The 11,931-nt window shown below is 68.2% G+C and carries 11 protein-coding genes and 1 pseudogene; 2 read left to right on the top strand and 10 right to left on the bottom strand.

Annotation, left to right across the window (positions count from 1 at the left end; genetic code table 11):
- Positions 1-30 precede the first annotated feature (30 nt).
- Positions 31-849 carry an SDR family oxidoreductase gene (locus tag VA603_RS13405; RefSeq protein ID WP_132865494.1) on the bottom strand — a complete coding sequence of 273 codons (819 nt, stop codon included), beginning with the start codon at positions 847-849 and terminating at the stop codon, positions 31-33.
- A 121-nt stretch (positions 850-970) separates the two neighbouring features.
- Between VA603_RS13405 and VA603_RS13400 the strand changes: the two genes are divergently transcribed.
- The gene (locus tag VA603_RS13400; RefSeq protein WP_323439151.1) at positions 971-1,648 is read left to right on the top strand and encodes a hypothetical protein; all 678 of its coding nucleotides are present in this window, start codon (positions 971-973) and stop codon (positions 1,646-1,648) included.
- Between the two features lie 58 nt (positions 1,649-1,706).
- Here the strand turns inward: VA603_RS13400 and VA603_RS13395 are convergent, their stop codons facing one another.
- On the bottom strand, positions 1,707-2,369 hold the full coding sequence (locus VA603_RS13395) for a protein kinase family protein (RefSeq protein WP_323439150.1): 663 nt from the start codon (positions 2,367-2,369) through the stop codon (positions 1,707-1,709).
- A gap of 126 nt (positions 2,370-2,495) precedes the next feature.
- Between VA603_RS13395 and VA603_RS13390 the strand changes: the two genes are divergently transcribed.
- Positions 2,496-4,505, top strand: a complete 2,010-nt coding sequence (locus VA603_RS13390; protein ID WP_323439149.1) for a bifunctional DedA family/phosphatase PAP2 family protein — start codon at positions 2,496-2,498, stop codon at positions 4,503-4,505.
- 57 nt (positions 4,506-4,562) lie between these two features.
- Here VA603_RS13390 and VA603_RS13385 read toward each other — a convergent pair whose 3' ends face one another.
- The 8 genes and pseudogenes from VA603_RS13385 to VA603_RS13350 form a co-directional block, all read right to left on the bottom strand.
- Positions 4,563-5,171 (bottom strand): LON peptidase substrate-binding domain-containing protein, encoded by a 609-nt coding sequence (locus VA603_RS13385; RefSeq protein WP_425603711.1) that lies wholly within the window; start codon positions 5,169-5,171, stop codon positions 4,563-4,565.
- A gap of 80 nt (positions 5,172-5,251) precedes the next feature.
- Positions 5,252-6,628, bottom strand: coding sequence for a DcaP family trimeric outer membrane transporter (locus VA603_RS13380; RefSeq protein WP_323439148.1), 1,377 nt, complete (start codon positions 6,626-6,628; stop codon positions 5,252-5,254).
- A gap of 198 nt (positions 6,629-6,826) precedes the next feature.
- Positions 6,827-7,615: a 2-oxo-3-hexenedioate decarboxylase gene (dmpH, locus tag VA603_RS13375; RefSeq protein WP_323439147.1), complete on the bottom strand. Its 789-nt coding sequence runs from the start codon at positions 7,613-7,615 to the stop codon at positions 6,827-6,829.
- Entirely contained in the window at positions 7,612-8,652 is a 1,041-nt protein-coding gene (gene dmpG, locus VA603_RS13370; protein WP_323439146.1) for a 4-hydroxy-2-oxovalerate aldolase, read from the bottom strand. The genes dmpH and dmpG overlap by 4 nt, the downstream gene beginning before the upstream one ends.
- A gap of 10 nt (positions 8,653-8,662) precedes the next feature.
- Complete coding sequence (locus tag VA603_RS13365) at positions 8,663-9,601, bottom strand: acetaldehyde dehydrogenase (acetylating) (protein ID WP_323439145.1); 939 nt, start codon at positions 9,599-9,601, stop codon at positions 8,663-8,665.
- 40 nt (positions 9,602-9,641) lie between these two features.
- Complete coding sequence (locus VA603_RS13360) at positions 9,642-10,439, bottom strand: fumarylacetoacetate hydrolase family protein (protein ID WP_323439144.1); 798 nt, start codon at positions 10,437-10,439, stop codon at positions 9,642-9,644.
- A pseudogene (locus tag VA603_RS13355) lies at positions 10,436-10,639 on the bottom strand (tautomerase family protein); the annotation flags it as partial. The pseudogene VA603_RS13355 and the gene VA603_RS13360, both read right to left, overlap by 4 nt.
- A 19-nt stretch (positions 10,640-10,658) precedes the next feature.
- A complete protein-coding gene (locus VA603_RS13350) occupies positions 10,659-11,924 on the bottom strand; it encodes an MFS transporter (protein ID WP_323439143.1) in 1,266 nt (421 codons plus the stop codon).
- Positions 11,925-11,931: the final 7 nt, after the last annotated feature.

Below are 11,931 nucleotides of genomic sequence, written 5' to 3'. Positions count from 1 at the left end.
TCACGGCCGAGGCCGCGCCTGCGGGGTTGCTCAGTCGAGGAACAGGTCCGGCAACAGCGGCCTGGACGGGTCCACCGCATAGCCGGACAGGTCGGTGACACCGGCCTCGGCCAGCACTTCATCGTCGATCAGGAACTTCCCGCTCAAGCCGGCCGCCGGGCGGGTCAGCACCGCGTGCGCGGCATCGGCCAGGATCTCCGGGCGGCGGCAGCCGGCCGGGTCCACGCCGGGAATCATGTTGATCGCGTCGGTCGCGATGATGGTGCGCGGCCACAGTGCGTTGACCGCCACGCCCTGCGGGCCGAACTCACCGGCCAGGCCCAGGGTAACGAAGCTCATGCCCATCTTGGCCAGCGTGTAGCCGGTATGCGGCGCCCACCACTTCGGGTCCAGGCTCGGCGGCGGCGCAAGCGTCAGGATATGCGGGTTCGGGGCCTTGAGCAGGTGCGGCAGGCAGGCCTGCGCGCACAGGAAACTGCCGCGTGCGTTGACCTGCTGCATCAGATCGAAGCGCTTCATCGGCGTGTCCAGCGCACCGCGCAGCCAGATCGCCGAGGCGTTGTTGACCAGGATGTCGATGCCACCAAAGGCATCCACGGTGGCGGCCACCGCCGCGTTGACCTGGTCCTCCTCGCGGATGTCGCACTTCAGCGCCAGCCCCTGGCCACCGGCGGCAGTCACCGCCTCGGCGGCGCTGTGGATGGTGCCCGGCAGCTTGGGGTTGGGCACCGCCGACTTGGCGGCGATGGCCACGTTGGCACCGTCGCGCGCCGCGCGCAGCGCAATGGCCAGGCCGATGCCCCGCGAGGCGCCGGTGATGAAAAGGGTCTTGCCTTGCAGGCTGCTCATGCGCACTCCAACGGGTAGGAAACCTCCCGCATTATGCCGGTGCATCACGCCTGCGGTTCGACACTTTGCGTTCATGCACCATGCCGATACTGGTGCGGCATTCTCCCCCCGAGATCCAATGATGAAAACGCTGTACCGCACCACCCCGCTGCTGCTCGTGCTCGCCCTTGCCGCCTGCCAGAACCGGCAATCGGCCGGCGAAGTCCCGCCGGTGGTGCACGATGTCACCGCACACACCACCGGGCTGGGCAGCACCGGCGGCAAGCTGGACGCCAGCGCGGTGTGGAATGGGTCGCTTGATGCCTGCCGCAACGCTGCAACCGCCAGCGATACCTGCCTGATCGACACCCTGCGCAAGGGCGGCGCCTCGGCCGCCGCACTCACCGCCGCGCGCAATCTGGCCGCGCAGGACAATCCGGGATATGTCAGCGCCTGGCAGAGCGTGGAAGGCGTGGGCGTGGCGACACTGGAGTTCCCGTTCCGCGCCAACACCAACGAAGGCACCTGGCTGGTCGACGCCAGCGGCCGGACCGTCGACGTGGACCGGGACGTGCTGGACGACAACACCCGCAGCCTGCCTGAATACAAGGCGTTCATCACCGTGCACCCGGACGCGGTCCCGTTCGCGCCGGCCATCGCCAGCGGCAGCGATGCACTGCCCGACGGCGGCGTGCGCCTGCGTTACCGCACGCCGCTGCGCAGCTGCCACGCCTGTGCCGACGAGGGTATGCTGACCATCGGCTACGACTTCGACGCCAAGCGGAATTTCAAGGGCAGACAGTTGGTCGAGCTGCGCTGAGTCCCTTCCGGGCACCGGTGCCGGCCACGCCGGCCGGTGCCCCGTCCCGCGCTGCGGCTCAGGGCTTTGGTCCCTGCCCTTCGTTGTCTTCCCAGTGCAGGATGCGCCGGGTGACGAAGCGGTACACCGGCTTGCCGGTGGCGAACCACAGTTCGCGCACCCAGGAATGGCGCTTGAGCAGCCGCCGCTCCACCGGCGTCAACGCCGCGCCGCAATACATGCGCTTGTGCTTGAGCAGGTGGCGCAGGTCCTCGCGGGCCAGCAACCGCATCCAGCGCGAGCGCGGGTTGCCGCAGACCGCCAGCTGGAAGTCGATCAACGCCGGCGAACCATCCTCGCGCACCAGCCAGTTGGCCTCCTTGGCCAGGTCGTTGTGGGCAATGCCCTGGCGGTGCACGCGCTGCAGCAGGCGCCGCGCGGCGCGGAAGTAGGCCAGGTCACCACGGGGCGGGCGCTGGTACATGGCCGCCCCCTCCATGTAGCTGCGGTCCAGCCAGCGGCCGTCCCAGCCGAGCAGGCGCGGCGTGGCCTCCATGCCATCCAGCCTGGCCAACGCCCGCGCCTCGCGCCGGGCCAGCCACCAGGCCGGCAGGCGCAGCCACAGCGGCGTGGCCCCGAGGTCACGGCGGACAAAGCGGCCGTGCTCCCCGTCGACCAGCAGGATACGGCCGAAACTGTCGGCTTTCAGCGTAATGAAGGTGTCAGGCGAAGAGTCCAGCATGCCCCCATTCTAGTGGCCTGCCGGGCTTTCATTCACCGACACGGCAGGTGAACGGCCCGCCGCCACGCCAATGGAACCTGCAACGGAAGCAGCGGTCTGAACGGGCCCTGCCACTATAATCGCCCGATGAATTCTTCCTGGATCGACGCCACGCTTGCGTGGATCGCCGCTCATCCGGTTTTGGCCGGTGCCGCGATTTTCGCCATCGCCTTCTGTGACTCGGTAATCATCCTCGGCACCATCGTGCCGGCGTTGCCGCTGATGATCGCGGTGGGCGTGCTCATCGGCATGGGCGAGCTGTCCGGACCGTACGCGATCGCCTGCGCCACGCTGGGCGCGTTCGCCGCCGATGGCCTGAGCTACTGGGTCGGCCGTCGCTGGGGCGACCGGCTGCGCGGCGTCTGGCCGGTCAGCCGCTACCCGCAGCTGCTTGACCGCGGCGAGCTGATGTTCCGCCGCAACGCCTTCAAGAGCATCCTGGTGGCACGCTACGTGGGCGCGATCCGCCCGTTCGTGCCAGCCATCGCCGGCATGGCGAACATGCCTTTCCGCAACTACCTCAAGGCCAGCGGCATCGCCTGCCTGTCCTGGGCGGTGCTGTTCCTGCTGCCCGGCTGGGCGCTGGGCCAGGCCTACGACGCGGTGGCGGCGGTCGCCGGCAGCCTGTTCCTGGTGCTGGCCCTGCTCGGCGCGATGCTGGGCCTGGTCTGGGCCATCGTGCTGTACAGCTACCGCTGGTCGGCCGCGCGCATGGACGGTTGGCTGGCGCGCGTGCTGGCCTGGTCGCAGCGCCACCCGCAGTTGCTGGGCCGTTCGCTGACCGACCTGTTCGACCCCAAGCGGCGTGAATCGGTGCCGCTGGCGATGCTCGCCCTGATGCTGCTGCTGCTCGGCTGGGGCTGGTTCGTGCTGCTGATGGTGGTGGTCGCGCATGGCGAACCACTGGCGCTGGACCTGGCCGTGCACAAGCTGATGCTGGCCCTGCGCAACCCGCTGGCCGACTATCCGATGGCCGCGCTGGCCTCGCTGGGCGACTGGCAGGTACTGCTGCCGGCCATCGGCGCGGCCATGGGCTACCTGGCCTGGCGCCGGCGCTGGATGGCGGTGGTGCATTGGCTGGCGGCGCTGGCCTTCGGCCTGGCCCTGACCAAGCTGCTGGGCGCCACGGTGGACGTGGTCCGCCCGCCCTCGGCCAGCAGTGGCTTCGGCTTCCCGTCGGTGGCGGTGACCATGGCCACGATCACCTTCGGCTTCTTCGCCGTGCTGATCGGCCGTGAGCTGCCCGGCCGCACCCGCGTCTGGCCGTACCTGCTCTCCGGCGTGGTCGTCACCGCGATTGGCTTTGCCCGCATCTACCTGGGCGCACACTGGCTCAGCGATGTCATCGGCGGCATGTTGTTCGGCATCTTCTGGCTGTTGTTGCTGGGCGTGGCCTACCGCCGCCGCTTCAACCGTTCGTTCTGGGTCAAGCCGGTGGCCTGGCTGTTCTACGGCGTGTTCGTGCTGGCCGGCTTCTGGTATGCACCGCGCAACGTGACGGCCAAACTGGCCAAGTTCGAGCCGGTGGCCGCCGCGCCGCAATCGATGGTGTCAACGCATTGGTGGCAGGACGGCTGGCGCGAGCTGCCGGCCCGTCGCAACGAGTTCGATGACGACCAGCGCTGGCCGCTGGACGTGCAGGTCGCCGGCCCGTTGGCACCCCTGCAGCAGCAGCTGGAGCGCAAGGGCTGGACCGTGCAGCCGCAGGCCGGCTGGCAGCAGGCGCTGGCGATGCTGGAGCAGAAAGCCTCGCCGCAGGACGTGCCGGTGCTGCCGGCCACCCTGGACAGCAACGTCGAGGCACTGCTGTTGCTGCACCCGGGTACGCGACCGGACGAGGTCTATGCGCTGCGGCTGTGGCCTTCGGCCGTACGCCTGGAGCCGGGGCAAGCCCAGGTCTGGCTGGGCAGCGCGCAGACGCTGCGCTTCCAGCGCCACCTGAAGCTGTTCGGCATGTGGCGCCCCCTGCGCGGCGTGGATCCCGCGCTGGATACGCTCAAGCAGTCGCTCGACGGCATGCCCAACCGGCAGCAGGTGCAGCCGGAAACCGGCCTGCCGTTGCTGATGATCCGCAGCCAGGAAACACCGGCGCCGTAACAGCGGTGATGCCCGCGGCGCCGGATCCGGCAATGTGGATGGAGCTCCTGGCGGAGGTCAGAGATCCTGTTCCTGCGGGATGTCGAAGCCCGGGATCCATTCGAGCAGGCGCTCCAGGCGCCGGTGCGGATCGTCTTCGTTCAGCAGCATCACCCGCTGCTGCTCCTGCAACGGCAACAGTTCCGCCAATCGCCAGCCTACCCAGGCCGCCTGGTCGAACTGTGCCGGGCCGGCCGAGGCGTACTCACCGCCCGCCTGTTCAAGAATGCGTTCGAGCAGGATGCCGAGCAGCGCATGCTCCGGCTGCAGTTCATCGTCGCTGTCATGCTCGCGCCATTCCACCTCGGCCACGACCAGGCCGTTGTCGCGCACGCGCGTCTGCCGCACGTGGAAGCGGCGACCGCCACGCAGGCGCAGCACCAGGACGCCATCGGCACCCACGTCGAAATCCTCGACCAGGGCTTCCACGCCCCACGCGGCGGGCGTTGCAGGCGTGCCGACCTCCTCGCCCTCCAGGATCAGGCAGACGCCGAACGTGCCGCCCTTGCGCCCGCATTCGCGCACCAGGTCCAGGTAACGCGCCTCGAACACGCGCAACCCCAGCGAGGCACCCGGCAACAGCGTCGAATGCAAGGGAAACAACGGCAGGCTTTGCGTGGCAGTCATCGGCAACAGAAACGGCGGACCGGGGCTGATGGTACCCCAGCCCGCCGTGGGCCATCGTCGCAGGCGCCGGCAGGACGCCGTCAGAAGTTGTACTTCACGTGCGTGTGCACGCGGTTCATGTCGCCCTTCTCGCCGTTCTCCAGGCGACGCTGCGCATGGCTCAGCTCCACGCCCAGGTCCAGCTTGGGGAATGGCGAATAGATCAGGTTGGCGCGCACCGACTGCGCCTTGTCGGTGACTTCATAGCCGGTCCAGGCCGTGTCGTTGTCGAGCACGGCGACCGAATAAACCAGGTTGCCGCGCAGCTTGGGCGAGAACGCGTGGCGCCACGCGGCGAAGCCACCGTAGCCGTCCATCGCGTGCAGGCGTCCTTCCTCATCCAACGCGGTGTCGCTGCCCAGCGCGAAGCCGAGGTAACGGCCCACGCCCGCACCGCCACTGACCATGTAACGCAGGTCGTCATTGGCCCCCATGTTGAACTTGCCCGACACACTCAGGGCACCGCCGCTTTCGTTGTGCCCGTCGTAGCGGAAGTTGCGCAGCAGCGCGGCAACGGTGAAGTGGCCCCAATCACCGCGGGTGAGCCAGCGCGCGGTCAGGTCCGGCATCACGTCGGTGCTGCTGTTGATGCGCGCGCCCTTGCCGCCGAACGGGGTGATCGTGGTCTGCGGGTTCTCCGCCGAGAACGACCATGGGCCGCGGGTGTAACGCAGCTGTGCCTGGCGCGAGAAGATGGTGCCTTCCGAAGGACCGGTGAAGTCCACCGTGTCCGGCAGCGCCGCCACGTCCTGGAAGTTGGACCAGGTCTGGCCGGCCAGCCAGTTGTTCCAGCTCACGTAGGCCTGGCGCAGGGTGAGCGCGTAGGTGTTGGTGATGACCTCGTTGCCGGCGAAGGCGTTGCTGCCACCGCCGTACATGTCCGCCTCGATATAGGCCTTGAGCTTGTCGCCGCGCTCGGTGGTGGTATCGGCACCGAGCCAGAAGCGCGAGAACTGCGCATGCACGTCGGTATAGCTGGCGCTGCGCCCCTTGCCATCGACCGCCACCGGCGTGGCACCGGGGAAGTAGAACAGGCGCCCGGCCGAGCCGTCGGCGATCTCGCCATCGCTGGTACGGGTGTACATCGAATCAAGCTTGATGAAGCCGCCGAAAGAGAACTTCGTGCCCGGCATCGCGTTGGGCATCACGACGGCCGGCGACGCCGGTGCGGCAACGCGGGTGGCGTCGAGCGCTGTCGCCGGCGGCGCCACAGCGGCATTGGCATTGGCATTGGCATTGGCAGCATCACGCTGTTGGTAGGCCTGCAGCATGTCGCGCATCTGCTGCATCTCCTGCTCCAACTGCGCCATGCGTGCCTCCATGGCCTGCGCATCCATGGCCTGCGCCAGCGCGCTCAGTGGCATCGCCGCCAGTACCGCCGTGGTGGCCAGGGCGGCCAGTTTCTTGTTACCGATCATCGTTTTCCCCTCCCAGGGCAACAGGACACCGTTCCGGCGCCCGGTGGGGCGCCGGTCATGAAGAACGTCGTTTTCTTGCCATGGCCGTCCGGGCAGACCGAACGGCGTTCAGCGCGTCATTCCCGCCTGCGCGGGAGTGACGTGATGCGGGCAGGCAGGCGTGGCTGACGCCTCAACGGCTGCCTGGCCTTCGGGCCCTCACACAAACCGCATCGCCGTCGTACCCATGCCATCGGCGCGTACCAGCACGTTGTCACCGGCAGCCACCGCAACCGCTGCGGTGATCGCGCCGGACAGCACCACGCTGCCGGCCGGCAGCGCCTGGCCGCGCTCGGCCAGCATGTTGACCAGCATCGCCACCGCCTCGGCCGGATTGCCGAGCACCGCGGCGCCGGCGCCGACCTCGACCACCTGGCCGTTCTTCTCCATCACCACGCCGAGCGTCTCCAGGTCCAGGCCCTGCACCGCCGTCGGGCGCGAGCCCAGCACGTAACGCGCGGCCGACGTGTTGTCGGCGATCACGCTGGGCAGGTCGAAGCGGAAATTCTCGTAGCGTGAGTCGATCAGTTCGATGGCCGGCACCACGTAATCGGTGGCCGCCAGTACCTTGGCGACGTCGCACCCGGGCCCGGTCAGGTCTTCGCGCATGACGAAGGCGATCTCGGCCTCCACCTTCGGGTGGATCAGGCGCGCGGTGTCGACCACCGCGCCGTCGTCCACGGCATTGTCAGCGCCGAGGAAGCCGTAGATCGGCGTATCCACGCCCATCTGCTGCATCTTCGGCTTCGAGGTCAGGCCCATCTTCATGCCGACGATGCGTATACCGGCGGCCTGCTTCATGCCGCGCAGGCATTCCTGGATGTCGTACGCCGCGTTGACGTCGATCTGCGGATGCGCTTCGGTGATTCGGGTCACCTCGCGCACCTCCTGCTCGGCGGCCAGCAACTGCAGGGCGCAGTTTTCGATGATGGAACGGTCCAGCGTCATGCCTGTGCCTCCTGCGGTTGCTCGCTGCGCGCACGCAGCATGTCCAGCGCGACGTCCACGATCATGTCCTCCTGGCCGCCGACCATGCGGCGCTTGCCCAGCTCGACCAGGATGTCGGCGGTCTTCAGGCCAAAGCGCTGCGATGCGATTTCCGCGTGGCGCAGGAAGCTCGAATAGACGCCGGCATAGCCCAGCGCCAGGGTTTCGCGGTCCACCCGCACCGGGCGGTCCTGTAACGGGCGCACGATGTCGTCCGCCGCATCCATCAGCGTGTACAGCGCGCAGCCGTGGTTCCAGCCCATGCGCTCGGCCGCGGCGACGAACACCTCCAGCGGTGCATTGCCGGCGCCGGCCCCCATGCCGGCCAGGCTGGCGTCGATGCGGATCGCGCCCGCTTCGACCGCAGCGATGGAGTTGGCCACGCCCAGCGACAGGTTGTGGTGGGCATGAATGCCGATCTGGGTGTCCGGCAGCAGTGCCTCGCGCAGCGCGCCGACCCGGTCACGCACATCATTCATGTTCAATGCGCCACCGGAATCGACCACGTACACGCAGGAGGCGCCGTAGCTCTCCATCTTCTTTGCTTCGATGGCCAGCGCCTGCGGCGTGGTCATGTGACTCATCATCAGAAAACCGACCGCATCCATGCCAAGCGCATTGGCCGCTTCGATGTGCTGGCGCGAGATGTCGGCCTCGGTGCAATGCGTGGCCACCCGCACGATGCGCGCGCCGGCAGCATGGGCGTTCTTCAGGTCATGCACGGTGCCGATGCCGGGCAGCAGCAGCGTGGCGATCTTCGCGTGGGAAACCGATTCGGCCGCGGCTTCGATCCACTCGATGTCGCTGTGCGCGCCGAAGCCGTAGTTGAACGAGGAACCCTGCAGGCCGTCGCCATGGGCGACCTCGATCGAATCGACCCGGGCCTGGTCCAGCGCGGTGGCGATCGCGCGCACCTGTTCCAGGCTGTAGCGATGGCGCACGGCGTGCGAGCCGTCACGCAGGGTGACGTCGGAGATGTAGAGCTTGTTGGCGGTCATGTTCATGTCCTCACGCCGCTGCACGCGCGGCCAGCACCGAGGCGGCCATGCGCTCCCCGGTGGCCAGCGCGGCCGACGTCATGATGTCCAGGTTGCCGGCATAGGCCGGCAGGTAGTGCGCGGCGCCTTCCACTTCCAGGAAGATCGAGGTCTTCAGGCCGGTGCTCGGGCCCACGCCCGGCACGTTTACAGGCTCCTCGATGACCTCGAACTGCACCTGCTGCTTGAGCCGGTAGCCCGGCACGTAGGCGGCCACGCGCGCGGCCATCCCGGTGACGGCCGCTTCGATGAGGGCGGTGTCGACCACCTCGCTGAGCACGTACACGGTATCGCGCATCAGCAGCGGCGGCTCGGCCGGGTTGAGCACGATGATGGCCTTGCCGACCTGCGCACCGCCCACGCTCTCGATCGCGCGCGAGGTGGTCTCGGTGAACTCGTCGATGTTGGCGCGCGTGCCCGGGCCGGCACTTCTGCTGGAGATGCTGGCCACGATCTCGGCGTAGGCGACCTTGGCCACCGACGCGACCGCCGCCACCATCGGGATGGTGGCCTGGCCACCGCAGGTGACCATGTTGACGTTGGCCGCCTCGATGTTGTCCTCCAGGTTCACGGTCGGCACGCAGTACGGGCCGATCGCCGCCGGCGTCAGGTCAACCACGCGGATGCTCGGCTTGGCCGCGCGCAGCAGCGCGTCGTTGGCCACGTGCGCCGAGGCCGAGGTCGCATCGAACACGATGTCGATATCGGCGAACAGGTCCGATTCGATCAAGCCGGCCACGCCGCTGGAGATGGTCGCCACGCCCATGCGCGCCGCACGCGCCAGGCCGTCGGACGCCGGGTCGATGCCGACCAGTGCCGCCATCTGCAATTGCTTGCCGTGGCGCAGGATCTTGATCATCAGGTCGGTGCCGATGTTGCCGGGACCGATGATGGCCGCTTTCAGGGTCATGCAGAACTCCTGTCGTTCAAGGTGGGGGAGGAAGCAGGCGTCATGCAAAGCGGATCTCGGCGCTGCCCAGTGCGCCGACGCGCACGCGCATGTGGTCACCGGCGCTCACCGGGATCAGCGGCACCAGCGCGCCGGACAGGATCACCTCGCCCGCCTTCAGCGGCGTGCCGAGACGGCCGAGCGTGTTGGCCAGCCACGCCACGCAGTTGACCGGCGAGCCCAGCGCGGCGGCACCGGCGCCGGTGGCCACCAGCTCGCCGTTCTTCTCCACCACCATGCCCAGCGTGCCCAGGTCCAGGTTTTTCGGTGGCACCCGCAGTTCGCCGAGCACGTAAGCCGCGGCCGAGGCGTTGTCGGCCACGGTGTCGGTGATGCCGATGCGCCAGTCGCGGATGCGCGAATCGACGATCTCGAAGCACACCGACAAAGCCTCGGTGGCGGCGAGCACGTCGTGGTGGGTGATGCCCGGACCGACCAGGTCACGCTTGAGGTGGAAGGCGATCTCGCCCTCGGCACGCGGCGCGATCATGCCGGCGGTGGACAACACGCCACCGTTGGCGACCTGCATGCGATCGGTGAGGAAGCCGAAGTCCGGCTGGTCCACCTTCAGCATGCGCTGCACCGCCACCGAGGTGGCGCCGATCTTCTTGCCGACCACGCGCTCGCCATCGGCAAGACGGCGCGCCAGCAGGTCGTTGGAGATGGCATAGGCATCGCCCAACGACAAACCGGCGATGCGCTCGCTCAGCGGCTCCACCGCCACGCCGCTGCGCAGCGCGGCGTGCAGTTCGGCACCGTGCCGCGCGATGGCGTCGGCACCCAGGGACACAGCACTCATGCCTTCACTTCCTTCGCATCGCTCTTGAGCACGTCGCCGACCGCGAAACGCTGCGGCGGCACTTCGTTGACCATCACCCGGATCGCACTCATCGGCGCCTCCAGCTCGGCATGCGCCACCTGCGCCACGGCGCGGATGAAACGCTGCACTTTCTCTTCGTCACGGCCCTGTACCAGGGTCACCTGGATGATCGGCATGGGGTTACTCCTGCGGTTGCAATCAGGTCAGCTCGGCGCCCTTGGTCTCGGGCAGGAACAGCAGCACGATCAGTGCGGCCAGCCCGAAGAACCCGGCGGTCGCCATCAGTCCGCTGGCCACGCCGTAGCTGTTGGCCAGGAAGCCGATCAGCGCCGGTGCGATGGCGGCGATGGCCCGTCCGCCGTTGTAGACGAAGCCCTGCGCGGTGGCGCGCACGGTGGTCGGGAACATCTCGGCGAAGGTCGGCGCGAAGCCGCTGTAGAAGCCGGTGCCGAAGTAGGCCACGACGATGCCGAACGCCATCAGCGCCATCGGCGACTTGATCATCACGAACACCGGCACCGTCAGCGCCGAGCACACGAAGAACAGCATGAAGGCCTTCTTGCGGCCGATCGCGTCGGCGATGTAGCCGAAGGTGACGAAGCCGAATGCCGCGCCCACCTGCATGATCACGATCCAGATCGTCGACTTGACCATGTCCAGGCCCGGGCCGCCGTCGGCGACCGGCGTGGCCAGGTAGGTCGGGATCCAGGTGAACAGTCCCCAGTAGCCGCACATCGCCGCGGTGACGAAGGCCAGGCCGACCAGGGTGCTGCGCGCATGCGCGCCGAACAGCTGGCCCATGGTCTGGCCGAAGCTCAACCGCTGGGCCTGGTTGACCCAGATCTCCGGCTCCTTGACGTGGCGGCGCACGTAGAACGCCAGCAGCGCCGGCAGCAGGCCGACCACGAACACCCAGCGCCAACCCAGCGTCGGCACCACCAGCGCGGCGACGATCGCCGCGGCGGCGTAGCCGGAGGCGAACGCGCTCTGGATCCAGGCCAGGATCTTGCCGCGGTGCTGTGCCGGCCAGCTTTCGCTCACCAGCGCCGAACCTGCGGACCACTCACCACCGACGCCCAGGCCGACAATGATCCGGAACAGCATCAGCTGGCCGAGCGTATCGGACAGGCCGCACAGCGCGGTGCCTATCGAGTAGCAGATGATGCTCAGCATCATCGACTTGGCGCGGCCCATGCGGTCGGCCAGGTAGCCGAACACCAGTCCACCGAACGCGGTGGCCAGCAGCGTGGCCGACATCACCATGCCCGCCTGCGACTTGTCGAAACCCAGGTCCGCACTGACGTGCTTGAGCACCATCGCGAACAGCATCAGGTCCATCACATCCAGCATCCAGCCCAGGTAGGCCGAACGGAACGTGCCCCACTGCTGCTTGCTGGCACCCTGCCACCAGCGGCCGCTGCTGGCGGCCGGTACCTCTTGGATCGTTGAACCACGCTGCGCCATTGGCTTC

Source organism: Stenotrophomonas capsici (assembly GCF_034961085.1).
GTDB lineage: Bacteria > Pseudomonadota > Gammaproteobacteria > Xanthomonadales > Xanthomonadaceae > Stenotrophomonas > Stenotrophomonas capsici.
Note: the sequence above shows the minus strand (reverse complement) of the source record. Positions and strands in the feature narration are given on the sequence as shown.

What these genes read in the sequence shown, in the direction of transcription:
- VA603_RS13400 (WP_323439151.1), top strand. Translation starts at nt 971, where the DNA reads ATGAAAACGCTGTACCGCACCACCCCGCTGCTGCTCGTGCTCGCCCTT.
- dmpG (WP_323439146.1), bottom strand. Translation starts at nt 8,652, where the DNA reads ATGACCGCCAACAAGCTCTACATCTCCGACGTCACCCTGCGTGACGGC.
- VA603_RS13395 (WP_323439150.1), bottom strand. Translation starts at nt 2,369, where the DNA reads ATGCTGGACTCTTCGCCTGACACCTTCATTACGCTGAAAGCCGACAGT.
- VA603_RS13385 (WP_425603711.1), bottom strand. Translation starts at nt 5,171, where the DNA reads ATGACTGCCACGCAAAGCCTGCCGTTGTTTCCCTTGCATTCGACGCTG.
- VA603_RS13365 (WP_323439145.1), bottom strand. Translation starts at nt 9,601, where the DNA reads ATGACCCTGAAAGCGGCCATCATCGGTCCCGGCAACATCGGCACCGAC.
- VA603_RS13350 (WP_323439143.1), bottom strand. Translation starts at nt 11,924, where the DNA reads ATGGCGCAGCGTGGTTCAACGATCCAAGAGGTACCGGCCGCCAGCAGC.
- VA603_RS13360 (WP_323439144.1), bottom strand. Translation starts at nt 10,439, where the DNA reads ATGAGTGCTGTGTCCCTGGGTGCCGACGCCATCGCGCGGCACGGTGCC.
- VA603_RS13380 (WP_323439148.1), bottom strand. Translation starts at nt 6,628, where the DNA reads ATGATCGGTAACAAGAAACTGGCCGCCCTGGCCACCACGGCGGTACTG.
- VA603_RS13405 (WP_132865494.1), bottom strand. Translation starts at nt 849, where the DNA reads ATGAGCAGCCTGCAAGGCAAGACCCTTTTCATCACCGGCGCCTCGCGG.
- VA603_RS13390 (WP_323439149.1), top strand. Translation starts at nt 2,496, where the DNA reads ATGAATTCTTCCTGGATCGACGCCACGCTTGCGTGGATCGCCGCTCAT.
- dmpH (WP_323439147.1), bottom strand. Translation starts at nt 7,615, where the DNA reads ATGACGCTGGACCGTTCCATCATCGAAAACTGCGCCCTGCAGTTGCTG.